Raw genomic sequence first — 15,440 nt, forward strand, 5'->3', positions numbered from 1 at the left:
GTTTCTACGGTATAAGCACGGTTGCGCCTGTCGTCTGCCGTGCTTCGAGCCGGCGGTGCGCCTCCGCCACTTCGGCAAGCGGCATGCTTGTGTGCACCGGGATTTTCACTGCGCCGCTGAGGACGACGTTGAACAGATCCTCGCTCATGGCGACGACGTCCTCACGCCTGGCGAGATGATGGAACAGCAACTGCCAGGTGGCGAACAGCGAACCCTTTTGCATCAAAAGCATGATGTCGAAGGGCGGGATCGACCCCGACGCTGTGCCGTAGCTGACGAAGGTGCCGAACGGCTGCAGGCAGTCGAGCGAGGCGGGGAAGGTCGCGTTGCCGACGCCGTCATAGACGGCGTGGCAGCCTTCGCCGTTGGTGACCTCTTTCACCCGTGCGGCGAAATTCTCTTTGCTGTAGTCGATGACATGGTCGCAGCCATTGGCGCGCGCAAGTTCGGCCTTTTCGGGTGAACCGACCGTGCCGATGACGGTCGCGCCGAGATGTTTGGCCCATTGCGTCAGGATGAGGCCGACGCCGCCCGCCGCGGCATGCACCAGGATGGTATGGCCCGCCTCGACGCGAAACGTGCGGCGCAGCAGATATTGCGCCGTCAGCCCTTTCAGCATCATCGCCGCACCTGTCTCGAAATCGATGGCGTCGGGCAGATGCACGACGAAATGCGCTGGCACGATGCGTTCTTCGGCATAGGCGCCGAGGGTCTCGACATAGGCGACTCGGTCGCCAGGCGCGAAGCCGCTGACGCCTTCACCGACGGCGACGATTTCGCCGGCGCCTTCATTGCCGGGAATGAATGGCAGAGCGGGCGGCGCGTATTCGCCGGTGCGAAAATAGATGTCGACGAAGTTGAGACCGACCGCCCGGTTGCGCACGCGCACCTCGCCCGGTCCGGGCTGGCCGATGTCGACATCTTCGTAGGCGAGCACATCTGGCCCGCCATGGCGGTGAACACGGATCGCTTTCATGGTTTTCTTCCCTGCGCTGTTCTCTTGAGTGTGAGATAGCGCGTGGCGGGATATCATTGTAGACTGATACCGATGACATCAGAGTTCAAACAAAATGATATCTGAACAGATCGGCCTCGACCTTCTCCGCACCTATGTCGCGGTCTGCCGGCAAGGTAGCCTGAGCAGGGTCGCCGCGCAGACCGGTAAGACCCAATCGGCGCTAAGCATGCAGATGCGCCGGCTGGAGGGCCTGCTCCAGCGGCATCTGTTCCAGCGCACCGGCCGCGGCGTTGTGCCGACTGCGGAAGGCGAGCTCTTTCTGGGATACGCGACCCGCATCCTCGCTCTCGGCGATGAAGCGGTGGCGCGTCTGCAGCAGGCTAGCATTGGCGGCGGCGTGCGTATTGGTCTTGCCGAAGAGGTCACCACGGCCGCGCTTTCGGCCGCGCTTGGGCGGCTGCATCGCACATATCCCGACATCAGCCTCGACGCGATGGTCGAGCACAGCGTCGCGCTGGGACGGCTGTGGAGCGAGGATGCGCTGGATGTCATGATTGCCCCGACATCCGTCGTCGCGGCCGATGCCGTGACGACATGGAACGTCGAACTGCAGTGGGTCTGCGCCCAGGACTATGTGCTGGACCATGACCGGCCACTCGATCTCGCCGCCTTCGGCGCAACCTGCCCTTGGCGCAGGCGGATGATCGAGGCGCTGGTCGCCGCCGGCCGGGAGCACCGGATCGTCCTGTCGTGCCAGAGCGTCACCGGCCTTCAGGCCGCCATCGAGAACGGACTGGGCGTTGGACTGCTTCCGCCCGAATCCGTGCGCACCGCTTCGATGCGGGTGCTGAAGACGTCAGCCGGCCTGCCCGAGCCGCTCACGGTCCAATACGGCCTTTACGCGCACGACCGCAGGACAGCTGTAATCGATGCCGCGATCGAAATCCTGCTTAAGGATTTGCCGGCGGCGCCACGAGCACGGGCCGCCTGACGGCGGGACGCTCTACCGGCCGTAATAGAGGGTGACGGTGTGCTTGGCCTCGGCGAAGAACAGCCAGCGCTCGACCAGCATGCCGGCGAACTGGACGGTTGCCGCAAGCACCGACAGCACCGCTGCGAATGGCCAGGGCAAAGCGAATAAGACAGAAAGCAGCAGCAGGGCAGGCAAGGCGAAAGCCAGCAACTGCGTGATCAGCCGCAGCTTTGCACCGTGCTTGCGGGCGATGCGAAAGCCCATTTCCTTGAGCAGGTAGTTCTCCTCGGTGTGCGGCCATTCCAGCGAGCGCACCGTCCCTCCGGCGAGGCCTGTCGCCGTGTTGGCGGTGGTCGCGATCTCCAGCGCGTCATTGTATCGCCACGTCGCCAGCTTCCAGCCCCAGCCGAGCAAGGTCAGCAGCAGGGCGGCTACCGCAACGGCGGTCGGGCTGATGGCGAAAGCCTGCAGCAGCGCGTTCAACAGCACGCTGCCGGTCATCGCCGCAAAGATGAGATAGCCCGGCAGCGTATACGGGCTATGCCACTGCGCGATCGGCTTCAGCGAGGCATAGATCATGCCGGTGGTGCAGACGGTGACGATTGCGCCGATAGTTGCGAGAAACCCGGCGATGGCCATCCAGCCTCCGGTGCGGCCAAAAAACACCCAGCCGATGCCGAACAGCCCGGCGGGAATGAAGGTCGCGACCGAGGCCACGCCTTCGCGCGACAGCCAGGAACTGCGCCATTGCGAGAAGGCGCGCCATGCGCGTTCGGGGCGGCCGAGATGGACGGTCGAAGACAAAAGGCCGGCAGCAATCAGCCCAAGCGCCAGCCCCATTCCGATAAGGCCAAGCCAGAAATCGGCCGGGATGAAGCCCAGCCCGCCCAGCACGCCAAGCAGCGCCAGCAGTCCGTAGCCCGCTCCTGTAGCAGTGGTGAAGAAAACGACCGAGGCGGCAGGATGCATGGATATCAGTTCGAAAGCATGCGGTCGACCCAGCCGAGGAAACCGCCTTCGGCCCTGACCGGGTCGAGCCTTGCCGCCGGCACCGATGCGGCACGCCGGGCGCGCGGCGGCAGGTACTTGTTGGTCGGCTTGTAGCCCATCTCCGGCATCAGGTCGACGCCGCCACGCTCCGCCACCAATTGCGAGACAGCCGACGAAGGATCGCCGAGATCGCCGAAATGCCGGGCGCTGGTCGGGCAGGCGGCTACGCAGGCCGGCACGCGGTCTTCCTCGGCCAGATTGTCATTGTAGATGCGGTCGACGCACAGCGTGCATTTCTTCATCACGCCAACATCGGGGTCGAATTCGCGCGCGCCATAGGGACAGGCCCAGCTGCACAGTTTGCAGCCGATGCATTTGCTTTCGTCGATCAGCACGATGCCGTCCGATGCCCGCTTGTAGGAGGCGCCGGTCGGGCAGACGGTGACGCAGGCCGGCGTCTCGCAATGCAGGCAGGAGCGGGGGAAGTTGACGGTGCGCCCGCCCGCTTCGGTGATGTGCTCATAGCTGTGTACGCGGTTGAACCAGACGCCGTCGACATGGCCGCCATAGGGGTCGATGTCGGTCAGTGGCGCCATGTGGCCGCCGGTGTTCCACTCCTTGCAGGCGGTGACGCAGGCCTGGCAGCCGACGCAGGTGTCGAGGTCGATGACCAGGCCAAGCTTCTTGTCTGTATGGGCGGGAAGGCAGGTCATTCCACGGCTTCCGTATGGACGCGGAACTCGGCGCCGAAGCGAAGGATGTCGGGCGAAGGCTCGACATTTGGCGGCTGGCTGAAACGCTCGAATTGCGGTTCGGTGAAGCCGGCTTCCTCATCAGAGCATTTGACAATGCGTACCCTGAGGTCGAACCACGCCGCCTGGCCGGTCACCGGATCGGAATTCGAATAGCGTTTGCCTTTCGCGTCAGCCGATGTCTGGTCGCCGATAATGTGGTTGAGCAGGAAGCCGCGATTGCTCTCGGCAGCGTTGTCCTTCAGACCCCAGGCGCCGCGCCTTTTGCCGATGGCGTTCCAGGTCCAGACCGTATCCGCATTGACCCCGTCGACCAGCTTGATCTGTCCCTTCACCCGGCCGTTGATACTTTCGATCCACACCCAGTCGTCGTCGGCCAGGTCGAGAACTGCCGCGGTCTGGTGGTGCACGAACAGGCGGTTCTGGCTGGTGATTTGCCGCAGCCACGCATTCTGCGAGCCCCAGGAATGATACATGTGCATAGGCCGCTGCGTCAGCGCATGCAGCGGGTATTTCTGCGGATCGACCGCGGCCTCTTCGAACGGGGTAAACCAGAACGGCAGCGGATCCATATAGGTCTCGATGCGCTGGCGTTCGCTCTCGGGCGGCTGGACGCGACCATGACCGCGCGCGGCGAGGCGAAAGCGCTGCATCGGTTCGCAATAGAGCTGGAACACGATCGGCTCGGCCTTGGGGATGAACCCCATCTGCTCTGCGAAGTCGAGATAGGAGCGGTTGGCCATCTTGTAATAGCGCTGGTCCTCAGCAAAATCCTGGTGCCAGAAGCCGCCATTGTAGATGTAGCGCTGCAGCTGGTCGGGATTGACTTCGCCCTTGCCGACAGACGTGCCGTCCTTGCCGCGCCAGCCGGCGAGCGGGCCAATGCCGGGCGTGCGTTCGTGATTGACGATGTAGTCGGCATAGTCGGCATATCTGGCCGAGCCATCGTCCTCGACGAAGCCGGGCAGGCCAAGCCGAGCGCCAAGTTCGATCAGCACCGATTGGAACGGCCTGACATCTCGGTCCGGTTCGACCACCGGACGGCGGATCGCGTCGCCCGGCCCGTCGGCATGGCTGATCGGCCGGTCGAGCAGGCTGATGCAGTCGTGACGTTCGAGATAGGTGGTGTCGGGCAGCACCAGATCGGCGAACGGCACCGTCTCGGAATAATAGGCGTCGGAATAGATGATGAAGGGGATCTTGTAGTTACCCGCTTCGTCATGGTCGGTGAGCATGGCAATGGTCTCGACGGTGTTCATCGAGGAATTCCACGCCATGTTCGACATGTACATCATCAGCGTGTCGATCGGGTATGGGTCGCCGGCCCACGCATTGCGGATGACCGTATGCATCAGCCCATGCGCGGCGAGCGGCGCATCCCAGGAATAAGCCTTGTCGATGCGGAGCGGCGTTCCGGCCTCGTCGACCAGGAGATCGTCCGGCCCGCAGACGAAGCCGAGCGGCATGCCGTCGAGCGGCGTCATCGGCTTGACCACCTTGCCGGTCGGCTTCGGTCCCGGCGGCGCCGAGCGCGGGTAGGGCGGCTTGAAACGGAAGCCGCCGGGCACGTCCACCGTGCCGAGCAGCACCTGCAGCAGGTGGATGGCGCGGCAGGAGTGAAAGCCGTTGGAGTGGGCCGAGATGCCGCGCATGGCATGCATCGACACCGGCCGTCCCTTGATCGTCTCGTGCCGTCGTCCGGCCCAGTCGGTCCACGCAACCGGCAGTTCGATCGTCTGTTCGAAGGCGACGTGGGCGAGTTCGGCGGCGATCCGGCGGATGGTGTCGGCCGGAATGCCGCATCGTGCCGCGACCGCATCGGGTGCGTAGCTGTCGTCCATGTAGCGGTCGGCGATGAGCTGGAACACCGGCACACAGCGGCGACCGGCGAACGTGAAGCTGCCCGTCAGCGCCGGCTTCGCATCCGCATCGGCTGCGTTGACGGTTGTCTTCGCCACTCTGTCCCACGCGAGAAGATTGTTGTCGCTGTCGCGCAGGAACAGCCCGTCATCGGCCGCGCCCGGCTCCTGGATGACCAGCACATGGGCGTTGGTGTAGCGGAGCAGATAATCGAGATCGATGCGGCCTGCCTTGAGCAGTTCGTGGATGAGGGCGAAGACGAAGAGGCCGTCGGTGCCGGGCCGGATCCCGATCCAGTCGTCGGCAATCGCGTTGTAGCCCGTGCGGCACGGGTTGATCGACACCACCTTGGCGCCGCGCGCCTTGAGTTTACCCAAGCCGATCTTGATTGGGTTGGAATCATGGTCCTCGGCGACGCCGAACAGCATGAAGTATTTCGTATTGTCCCAGTCCGGCTCGCCGAACTCCCAGAACGAGCCGCCGATCGTGTAGAGCCCGCCGGCCGCCATGTTGACCGAGCAGAAGCCGCCATGGGCGGCGAAGTTCGGCGTGCCGAACTGGCTCGCCCACCAGCCGGTCAGCGACTGCGACTGGTCGCGCCCGGTGAAGAAGGCGAGCTTTTTCGGATCGGTCCGGCGGATATGCGATAGCCGCCCGGTCGCAATCGAAAACGCTTCCTCCCACTCGATCTCGCGGAATTCGCCCGAGCCGCGCAGGCCGCTGCGCAACAGCGGCTTCTTCAGCCGCGCCGGGCTGTAGTGCTGCATGATGCCGGAGCTGCCCTTGCCGCAGATCACGCCGCGGTTAACCGGATGGGCCTTGTTGCCGTTGATGTAGCGCACCTTGCCGTCCTTGATGTGGACGTCGATGCCGCACCGGCAGGCGCACATATAACAGGTGGTCTTGGCGATGCTGTCGGAGATAGCGGGCGAGGTGTCGACGCCGTCGCCTTCATCAGGCGCGCGTGTATCGCCAAGCGGCCGTTGCGACGGTGCGGAATTGGCTCCGCGCGGCGCAGCTGGGTTCATGATGCCGGCGTGCTTTTGCTACCTGCGAATTTGGCCCGCGTCTTCGGTCCGGGGCCACGCATATAGTGTTCTTCAGGATGATATCGATCGCCGGCCAGCCGCCGCCTGAGGCCACGGGTCCAATGCGCAAACAGGGATCTGAACCGCCCGATCATTTTGTTGGCCGCGATTTGTTGGCGAATTCTTTCTAACTTCGACTGAAAAAGTAGAATAAAGCTATCGATCCGTCTAATCAGTTGTTCTTGTAAATTCGATCGGAATTGGTTCTTAATGCACACATGACGCTGGACCAGTTGCGCATTTTCGTTGCCGTTGCCGAACGCGGCCATATGACCAAGGCGGCGGAGCTTTTGGGCATCTCCCAGTCGGCGGCGTCGGCGGCCATCCGCGCTTTGGAAGAGCAGCATGGCGTTCATCTGTTCAACCGTGTCGGCCGCAACATCGAGCTGGCTCAGACCGGCCACCGTTTCCTGCCCGAGGCCAAGGCGGTGCTGGAACGCGCCGCCGCCGCCCGAAATGTGCTGGAGCATGTCTCGCAGACGGTCGCCGGCAGCCTGTCGATCGCCGCCAGCCTGACCATCGCCAGCTACTGGCTGCCGCGCAGGCTGGCCTCTTTCCATGAAGCCTACCCGGCGGTGCGCTTAAGCGTCAGCATCGGCAACACCAGGCAGGTCGAGGCCAATGTGCTCGACGGCACCGCCGATCTCGGTCTGGTCGAGGGGCGCACCGAGTCAGACATCCTCCGCCGCACCAAGGTCGACGTCGACAGGTTGATGCTGGTCGTCGCCGCCTCGCATCCCGAAATCGCCGAGATCGCGCCGGGCCGCCCGGATATCACAGGGCTGCGCTGGATCATCCGTGAGGGTGGTTCGGGCACGCGCGAGGTGCTGGAGGACCTGGCCCGCCGCGAGGGGATATCGCTTGGCGACCTGCAGATATTTCTGGTGCTGCCGAGCAACGAGGCGGTTCGCCAGGCGGTCGAGGCCGGCGCCGGCGCCACCATCATCTCGGACCTCGTCGTCGGACGCGCCGTCGCCGAGGGCAGTCTCCGGTCGGTGCCGCTCGAACTGCCGAAGCGTGACTTCGCCATGATCACCCATCGTGACCGCCAGGCAAGCCTGGCCCAGATGGCGCTCAAGGCGCATCTCGGCGCTGAAGCCGTCAGCAATCCGGCGTAAGCGATCAGGCGAACTTCCGCTGCGCATCCAGCGCCAGGCCAAGGCCGACCGAGCCGAACATGTCGCCCTCGATAACGGCGGCTTGCGGCACCAGCGACAGGATTTCACGCCGTGCCAGCGGGATCGCGGTCGAACCGCCGGTGAGGAATACGGCGGTGATCGCAGAGGCCGTTATGCCGGCATCGGCAATCGTCTGCCGCACCGTAGCGGACACCCGCTCGATGTCGGCGGCGATGGTCTCTTCCAGGCCGGTCCGCGAGATCTCGGCGGCGAAATGCGCGCCAGGCAGCGCCACCGTTACATCGGCCGAAGCCTGATCCGTCAGCGCGATCTTGGCTCGTTCGACGAGGCCGGCCAGCGCATGGCCGTAACGGTGCTCGACAATATGGATGAAGCGGTCGACAAGGTCGGCGCGGACGGCCTCGAAGCGGATTTGCCTCAGATGCGTCATCGCCTTGGCAGTATAGACGAGGTTGATGCGCTGCCACGTCGCGAGATCAATGAAATAGCTCGCCGGCAGGTTGCGCTTGCCGTCTTTTGTGGGCGAGAGATAGCCGAGCTTGGGCATGACATGGGCGATGCTGAGCAGCCGGTCGAAATCGGTGCCGCCAATATGAATGCCTCGGTTGGCGAGGATGTCGTCCTTGCGGTCGCGTGAGCGGGCGCGTTGCGGCGAAACGCGCACGATCGAGAAGTCGGACGTGCCGCCGCCCATGTCGACGATCAACGCCAGTTCCTCGCGCTTCACGTCCTGCTCATAGTCGAGTGCTGCCGCAATCGGTTCGAACTGGAAGGCGATGTGCTTGAAGCCTTGCGCGCGCGCCGCTTTTTCAAGCTCGCTTTGCGCCTTGGCATCGGCTTCCACATCGTCGTCGACAAATTGCACCGGCCGGCCGAGCACAACGTTCTCCACCGGAGCGCCGGCATCTTCCTCAAGCCGCTTCTTCAAATGGCCGACGAACATGCCGACAATGTCGATGAAACCGATCTGCCGGGCCTTGATCCGCGTCTTCTCATGCGCCAGCGAACTGCCGAGCACGCTCTTCAGCGACCGCATCAGCCGGCCTTCGATGGCATCGGTGTAGTCGGCAATGGCGCGGCGGCCGAAATAGGTGTGACCGTCCTCGAAGTTGAAGAAAACCGCGCTTGGCAATGTCGGCTGTTCACCTTCCAGCGCCACCAGCCGTGCCTGGCCGTTGCGGATCACGCCCACCGTAGAATTGGACGTGCCGAAATCGATGCCGCCAAATGCCTGGTGCATTGCAGCCTCCTGTCATTGGGTCGTCGCTGTGGCAGGCGTCCGCAAGACGCGCGCCGTCCAGAGGCCTGACCGCTCTGCCGAATGATTGTGCGTGTTACCCGAGGGTTGGGAGGCGGCGGTCTATCGCAAGACTGAGAAAAGGGGAACCCCTTTTCCCCGGAAATGGGTCCTGCGCGTCAATCCCTGCGGAAAATCAGCCTGCCCAGCCAGCCGGTGATCATGGCCAGCGACACGGAGAAGACGCCGTAGAGAAACGAGTAATCATGCGCGACGCGGAAGATCGACTGTTCGAAGCCCGATTTGCGGATTTCGAGCTGGGCCGAGCTTTCCTTGAGGAACAGACCGCTCTTGAACAGGAACGCGCGGGCTTTATGGGTTCCAACCGGGACGTTGGGCGCCAGCCGCACCGTGGCGCGAAACAGGTTCTGCGACAGGAACTGCACGCCGCCGACATTCTCGCTATAGAGGCCGGTCGCCGCCTTGCGCTCGCGCAGCGCCACGGTGAATTCCTCGATCGTCGCCGGACTGTCGGTTACCTCGGCCGGCTGCATGTAAAGGTTGGAGGCGCCGAGCGACAGCTGCTTGTAGCTGTTGGGTTCGGTGATGTCCTGCAGCGGCCGCGTCGTGGCGACGGAGTAGGATACCGGCACGTTCTCGAAGGTCTCGGATTCCAGATTGACCCAGACGCCGAGCACCCGGTCCTTGCGGCGCACCACCACCGGCCGCGGCGGGCCTTCGAGCACGACGATGACGTCGTAGCGCCCCTGTCGCGCGACCAGCGGGTCGGGATTTTCCAGCGAACCGAAAATGGTCAGGTCGGCGCCGGAAAAGCCGGCGGTGATCGACACCGCGTCGGTGGAGAGACCGATCTGGATGCCTTCCGGCAAGGGGTTCGGCGATTGCGCTGCCGCCGGCAGAGCGAGGGCGAAAAGCAAAACGGCGGCCGAAAAAATCCCCCACCGCGGCATCAGTTCAGGCCCGCGGCGGTCAGCGAATAGAGGTTTGGCGGCGTGACGAAGAGATCGATGGCAAGCCGGATGGCAACCGCCAGCACCAGCAGCGCCAGCAGTGCCCTGAGCTGTTCGCCGCGCAGCTTCTGTCCTGCCTTGGCGCCATATTGCGCGCCGGCAACGCCGCCCGCCATCAGCAGGAAGGCAAGCATGACGTCGACCGTCTGGTTGGTGGTGGCGTGGACCAGCGTGGTGTAGGCCGAGGTGAAAATGATCTGGAACAGCGAGGTGCCGATGACGACGTTGGTCGGCACTTTCAGGAGGTAGATCAGCGCCGGCACCATGATGAAGCCACCACCGACACCCATGATCGACGACAGGAAGCCGATGCCGGCGCCGAGCCCCAGCACCGGAATGACGCTGACGAACAGCTTCGAGGCCCTGAAGCGCATCTTCAGCGGCAGCCGGTGGATCCAGTTGTGCTGGCCGGATTTCTTCAAGACCGGCGCCGCACCGCTGCGCGTCGCGCGCAGCGCATTGACGCTCTCGACCAGCATCAGCCCGCCGACGGTGCCAAGCAGCACGACGTAAAGCAGTGAGATAAACAAATCGAGCTGGCCGAGCCGACGCAGGAAGGCAAAGACGAAGATACCGCCGGTCGAGCCTACGATGCCGCCGGCCAGCAGCACCCCGCCGAGCTTGAAGTCGAGCGTGCCGCGCTTCATGTGCGACAGCGCGCCGGAGAAGGAGGAGGCGATAACCTGGTTGGCGCCAGTGGCAACGGCGATTGCCGGCGGGATGTTGTAGAAGATCAAGAGCGGCGTGATCAGAAAGCCGCCACCGACCCCGAACATGCCCGACAGGAAACCCACCGCCGCGCCCATTGCCAGCAGCACGAAGACGTTGACGGAAATTTCCGCGATCGGGAGATAGATGCCCACCCGTCAGTCTCGATCAGTTTGCCTGTCGGCGATTGCAGCCATTCCAGGGCATTGTCGCACCGAAAAGCCAATTCTTTCTTGCACCGCCGGGGCAGTGGGATCAAACCCCGCCGCCCTACCGAAACAAAAAACATCTCAAGCAGTTAACAGGCAAATGTATGGCAAGGGCGTCGCGTTAGCGACGCATCTGCCGTTATTTGTGCGCCAGCAGCGCCTTCACCAGCTTTTCGTCGATTTCGCCGGTCGCCTGCATCTTGTTGTCGGTCTGGAAAGCCATGATTGCGGTCTTGGTCTTGCCGCCCATCACGCCATCGGCGCCGCCGGCATCGTAGCCGTTCTTGTTGAGGATGAGCTGGATGTTCTTGACCGCCTTCTTCATGTCAACGCTGGCGGTGGTCTGCGGCGTGCCTTCCTGCCAGGATTCAGGAATGTCGGCCGAGTTGGACGCAGGGTCGAGCGGCTTCGGCTTCCACAGTTCCGTGGCGGCGCGCGCCCGCTCCAGCTGTTCGGGGCGCAGCGCAGTGGCGACTTCGTCGCGCTTTGCAGCCGCATCCTTGTCGCCGGTCTTGGCGACGAGCGCGAACCATTTGTAGGATTCCTCCAGGCTCTGCTTCATGCCGACGCCCTTTGCCGCCAGGATGCCGAGATTGAACTGGCTGTCCTTGACGCCGACATCGGCCGCCGCCTGAAACCAGTGCGCGGCCGATTCATTGTCGGTCACACCGTCGGCGGCCATGGCAAACAGAACGGCCAGATTGTGCATGGCGCTGGCATTACCCTGCGCGGCGGCGAGCTGGTAGAAGGTCTTTGCCTTCTTGACGTCGCGCGTGACGCCGATGCCCTTCTCGTAGAAATTGCCGATGCGGTATTCCGCCGGTGCGAAGCCGAGCTCGGCCGACTTTTCGTACCATTTGGCCGCTGCCGCCATGTCTTCCTTGACGCCGCGCGATTCAGCATAGCGCGAACCGAGCTCGAACAGCGCCTTGGCGTCACCGCCGGCAGCCGCGTCGCGCAAGGCTTGCGGGCCGGCATCGGCCGGAACGTCTATCTTGGCCACGACAGGTGTTACCGCGGCATCAGCCGGCGGAACGGCGCCGGTAGTATCCGAGGCCGTCGTATCCGAGGCCGAGGGCGCCATGACGGCGGCCGCAGGCTGCGCGTCGGCAGCCGCCGGTTCCGCAGTGGCGGTGGTCGGCAGCATTGCATTTGGCGCGGGGGCCGGATCGGCCAAAGCCATCGGCGCTGGCGCGGGCTCCACCGCCGGCACTTCGGGCGCGGCGACCGAGGCCGCATTCATTGGCGCATCGTTGCCAGCTGCCGGTTCCGTGGGCTCCGCCTGCCTGACGATCCGGGCCGGCAAGTCCTGCACGGCCACCTGCTGTTCTGCCTTGGGTTGGCTGGCAGCGTTGACCGAGGCAGTCTCGACCGGCTGCGAGGCGACGATCGGCGCTGTATCGTTGCTTGCGACCTCGACCGGGTCGGCGAAGAAGGCCTTGCCCAACTGGAGGCCGGCAAGCGCCAGCATGATCGCGACCGCTCCCATCAGGATCGGCTTGCGCCGCGCCTTGAGCAGGTCGCCGATACGAAGCGCCTTGACCGGGCCCTTCATGGTGGACTGGCGTTTCAACGCGTCGGCCTCGGCGGCCGCTGCCTGCGCCGCGCGCCTGGCCGCGGCAATGAAGTCGGATTTCGACGCATCGCTGGAGTTTTGGCGCACCGGCGGGCCGCGCTCGTCGCGCACGCGCTTCATGATGGCGTTGAGGTCGGGCGCGCCGGAGCCCGGCTCCAACGGCCGGTTGGCGAGCTTCGGATCGAGCGGCTCGTCGAGATCGACGCTCGGCATGTCGACATTAGGCCCCGAGCCGGCAAGCGGCGGCATGTCAGCCGGCTTCTTGCCCCTGAAGGCGCGCGCCAATCCACCGAACAGCGACGTCTTGGCCGTGGCTTCGCCTTTCTCGGCAATCCTGTCGGAACCGAGCGCTGCCTGGGCAGCGGCCGCGGCAGCCTCGGCTGGCGAGCGCCGCACGGGTTCGCTGCCCATGACCGGGTCGCTACGCGTACCCAGGTCGCTACGCGTACCCAGGTCGCTACGCGTACCCGGGTCGGCGCGCATATCCGGCTCGCTGCGCATGATGGCGGCGGCGCGGCCGTCGAGATCGGCCATGTCTCCGGTCAGCGGCAGCGGCTGGTCGATATCCATCGATGGCGCGTCCTGCACCGAAATCTTGGAGGCGCGTGCAGCGCGGGCCCGCCGCGCCGGCTCGGCCTGGGCATCCAGAAGCTCGCTCACCGCCTCGGCCGGTTCGCTGGTCTCCAGCGAGCCCAGACGATCGACGATCTTGAGCAACGTGTCGTGGATAGCCTCGAATGTCCGTGAATTGCGCTCGTCCGAACGGCGCGTCAGCGCTTCCAGCGTCTTCAGATCCTGGGCAAGGCCGGTAACGGCCGCGGTGTTGGCGTTGGAATCTGCTAGCGAGCGCACGGCGCTCTCGGCCGCTTCCCGTGCCGCGCCCATGATGGATTCGCGGGTTCCGGCCAGCGACTTCTCGATTTCGTTGAGGCGCGGGCTGATGTCCTCGAATTCCGGCAGCGGCGTGCCGGGCTTCGACAGATGCGCCGATAGGCCGGAGACCTGCGCCTCGAGGCTGCGGATCAGTGCCGGATCGATGCCGGCGACCTGCGCGGCCGACGATTCCAGCCTGCTTGAAATGTCTTCGAGCCGGCTTTCCAGGCCACGGATCGCCGCCTCGTTGGCAGGATCGGGAATGCGCGTCTCCATGCGTTGGGCGAGCGCGGTGAAGCGTGCGTCGATGGCGTCCATGATGCCGGCGCTGTCAGCCTGCGGCTGGCGCTGGTCCAGCCGGTCGGCAACCTCGTCCAGCCGCCGCTCGAGATCGCGAAACAGCATGTTGCCCTGTTCGATGGCGTCGCCCTGCCGGCGTTCCATCATGCCCGACAGCACGTCGAAGCGCTGTTCCAGACCCTGGAAGATATAGTCGGCGTCGGGCATCGCCGGGGCGCGGTCGATCTTGTCGGCGATCATCGCGATCTGCTTGCCGAGGCGCTCCATCGCCTGTTCCGGCAGATTGGCGCGGCCGGCAAGCTCGTCGACCCTGTTCGACAGCGTGCTGAGACGGTCGAGAACCTCGCCGCTCGGACGAACCTGCACGACTTCCTCGATCTGCTGCGCCAGCGAGGCGATCCGCTTCTCGATGCGCTCGAACGGTTCGGGGTCGAAGGAATTGGCCTGTGCGGCGACGGTGGAGGCGACGATGGCGCGCGAAATCTCATCGAGCCGTTCGTCGATCAGGCCAAGCGTGTCGCCGCCGCGGTTGCTCTGCTGGCTGACGAAATGATCGACGGCGCCGGCAAGCGTGCGCACCTTTTCTTCCATCGAGCGCAGCGACAGCGATTCCGGCAGATTGTGGACCGCATTGCTGATCTGTTCGAGCCGGTCGGTCAGGGCCGAAAATCCGGGGCCGTCGGCGCGGTTGCGCTGGTCGGCGTCGACACGGTCCTCGAACGCGCTCCAGCGGCGGTCGAAATCGTCCCAGCGGCGGTCGACCTTCAGCACGCTTTCCTCGCGCGCCAATGTGTCGAGCGCCGTCTTTACCTGCTCGAGCTCGAGCCGCAGCATGTTGACGCTTCGGTCGTCGCTCTTCTCGGCCAGCGTCTGGATGGCGCCGGACAGCCGCTCGAATTCGACGCCGAGTTCGGCGCTGCCCTTGCCGGGCAAGCCGCCTGCCTGACCACCCGATTGGTTGCTCGCCTGGAAGGCCCGTTCGATGTCCTTGCGCAACGCGGCGAATTCGCGCTGCAGGCCGGCCGTCATCTGATGGCGCAGTTCCTCGCGCAGGCCACGCAATTCGCCGGCGATCTTGCCGACCACGGCGACGCTGTCTTCCTGGCCGCGCACGCGGTCGATGTCGCGCGCGATCGCCTGATAGTTCTGGTCGAAGGCGGCCGTCACAGGGCTTTTCGGCCGCGGCGCGGGCTGCGGGTCCTCGTACCAGCGCGGCGGCGGGGCGTAGGGCTGGGCACTTGCGTAGCGCGGCTCCGGAGCGGGCCGGCGCGGATCGAAGCGCTCGGCGGCGTCCTCGCGCTTGCGCTCCAGCCGCTGCTCCAGCGTTTCCAGCGAGCGGTTCAATTCGTCAAGCGTGGTGTTCGGCCTGCGCGGCCTGCCGGCGTTGAGTGTATCGAGATAGGACCGCTTGCTGTTCATCGATGCGTCCGTTTTTCAGAATGGCCGGCTTGCTGCCAGTTTCCCAAGTCCTTGTCGGGAACGAAGGCGGCCGCGCGGCACTGCTGCGGCGGAAGACGAGCTTCCCGGGCCAGGCCCGCTCTCCGAAAAACCGTGAAAAATTCGCTACAGGATAAACACGGGTGACCGACATCCGCACATTTCACCCATCGTGGTAAACAAGGTGTTAACCAAGCTTAAGAAGTTACGGCATTGCTGAAATACAGGCGGTGCCCGTTCGGACCCGGCGCCGGGGGTGCGGCATAAGGTTTCGCAATCCCAGAACGCCCTTGCGTCATGCGACGGCTA

General features: G+C 64.6%; 10 protein-coding genes. 2 read left to right on the plus strand and 8 right to left on the minus strand.

Translation table 11 applies throughout. The annotated features are described in order from the left end of the window. Positions 1 to 4 precede the first annotated feature (4 nt). Positions 5 to 976: a quinone oxidoreductase gene (locus X726_RS156395; protein ID WP_023669599.1), complete on the minus strand. Its 972-nt coding sequence runs from the start codon at positions 974 to 976 to the stop codon at positions 5 to 7. Between the two features lie 94 nt (positions 977 to 1,070). On the opposite strand from X726_RS156395, the gene X726_RS156390 reads away from it, so the two are divergent. Next, on the plus strand, positions 1,071 to 1,949 hold the full coding sequence (locus tag X726_RS156390) for a LysR substrate-binding domain-containing protein (protein WP_023669600.1): 879 nt from the start codon (positions 1,071 to 1,073) through the stop codon (positions 1,947 to 1,949). A gap of 12 nt (positions 1,950 to 1,961) precedes the next feature. On the opposite strand, the gene X726_RS156385 is transcribed toward X726_RS156390, so the two are convergent. Genes X726_RS156385 through X726_RS156375 form a run of 3 tightly spaced genes read right to left on the minus strand, consistent with a single transcriptional unit; the run spans position 1,962 to position 6,561 of the window. After that, a complete protein-coding gene (locus tag X726_RS156385; protein ID WP_023669601.1) occupies positions 1,962 to 2,900 on the minus strand; it encodes a DmsC/YnfH family molybdoenzyme membrane anchor subunit in 939 nt (312 codons plus the stop codon). Positions 2,901 to 2,905: 5 nt separating this feature from the next. Beyond that, on the minus strand, positions 2,906 to 3,634 hold the full coding sequence (locus X726_RS156380) for a 4Fe-4S dicluster domain-containing protein (RefSeq protein ID WP_023669602.1): 729 nt from the start codon (positions 3,632 to 3,634) through the stop codon (positions 2,906 to 2,908). Continuing rightward, a complete protein-coding gene (locus X726_RS156375) occupies positions 3,631 to 6,561 on the minus strand; it encodes a molybdopterin oxidoreductase family protein (protein WP_023669603.1) in 2,931 nt (976 codons plus the stop codon). Before X726_RS156375 ends, X726_RS156380 begins: the two co-directional genes overlap by 4 nt. A gap of 278 nt (positions 6,562 to 6,839) precedes the next feature. Between X726_RS156375 and X726_RS156370 the strand changes: the two genes are divergently transcribed. Continuing rightward, positions 6,840 to 7,739: a LysR family transcriptional regulator gene (locus X726_RS156370; protein WP_023669605.1), complete on the plus strand. Its 900-nt coding sequence runs from the start codon at positions 6,840 to 6,842 to the stop codon at positions 7,737 to 7,739. Between the two features lie 4 nt (positions 7,740 to 7,743). On the opposite strand, the gene X726_RS156365 is transcribed toward X726_RS156370, so the two are convergent. The 4 genes from X726_RS156365 to X726_RS156350 form a co-directional block, all read right to left on the minus strand. Continuing rightward, positions 7,744 to 9,000 (minus strand): Hsp70 family protein, encoded by a 1,257-nt coding sequence (locus X726_RS156365; protein ID WP_023669606.1) that lies wholly within the window; start codon positions 8,998 to 9,000, stop codon positions 7,744 to 7,746. A gap of 176 nt (positions 9,001 to 9,176) precedes the next feature. Then, positions 9,177 to 9,968 carry a TIGR02186 family protein gene (locus X726_RS156360; protein WP_023669607.1) on the minus strand — a complete coding sequence of 264 codons (792 nt, stop codon included), beginning with the start codon at positions 9,966 to 9,968 and terminating at the stop codon, positions 9,177 to 9,179. Further along, a complete protein-coding gene (locus X726_RS156355) occupies positions 9,968 to 10,891 on the minus strand; it encodes a sulfite exporter TauE/SafE family protein (protein WP_023669608.1) in 924 nt (307 codons plus the stop codon). Before X726_RS156355 ends, X726_RS156360 begins: the two co-directional genes overlap by 1 nt. A 193-nt stretch (positions 10,892 to 11,084) precedes the next feature. After that, on the minus strand, positions 11,085 to 15,113 hold the full coding sequence (locus tag X726_RS156350; protein WP_023669609.1) for a peptidoglycan-binding protein: 4,029 nt from the start codon (positions 15,111 to 15,113) through the stop codon (positions 11,085 to 11,087). Positions 15,114 to 15,440: the final 327 nt, after the last annotated feature.

This window comes from Mesorhizobium sp. LSJC285A00 (assembly GCF_000503155.1).
Lineage (GTDB): Bacteria > Pseudomonadota > Alphaproteobacteria > Rhizobiales > Rhizobiaceae > Mesorhizobium.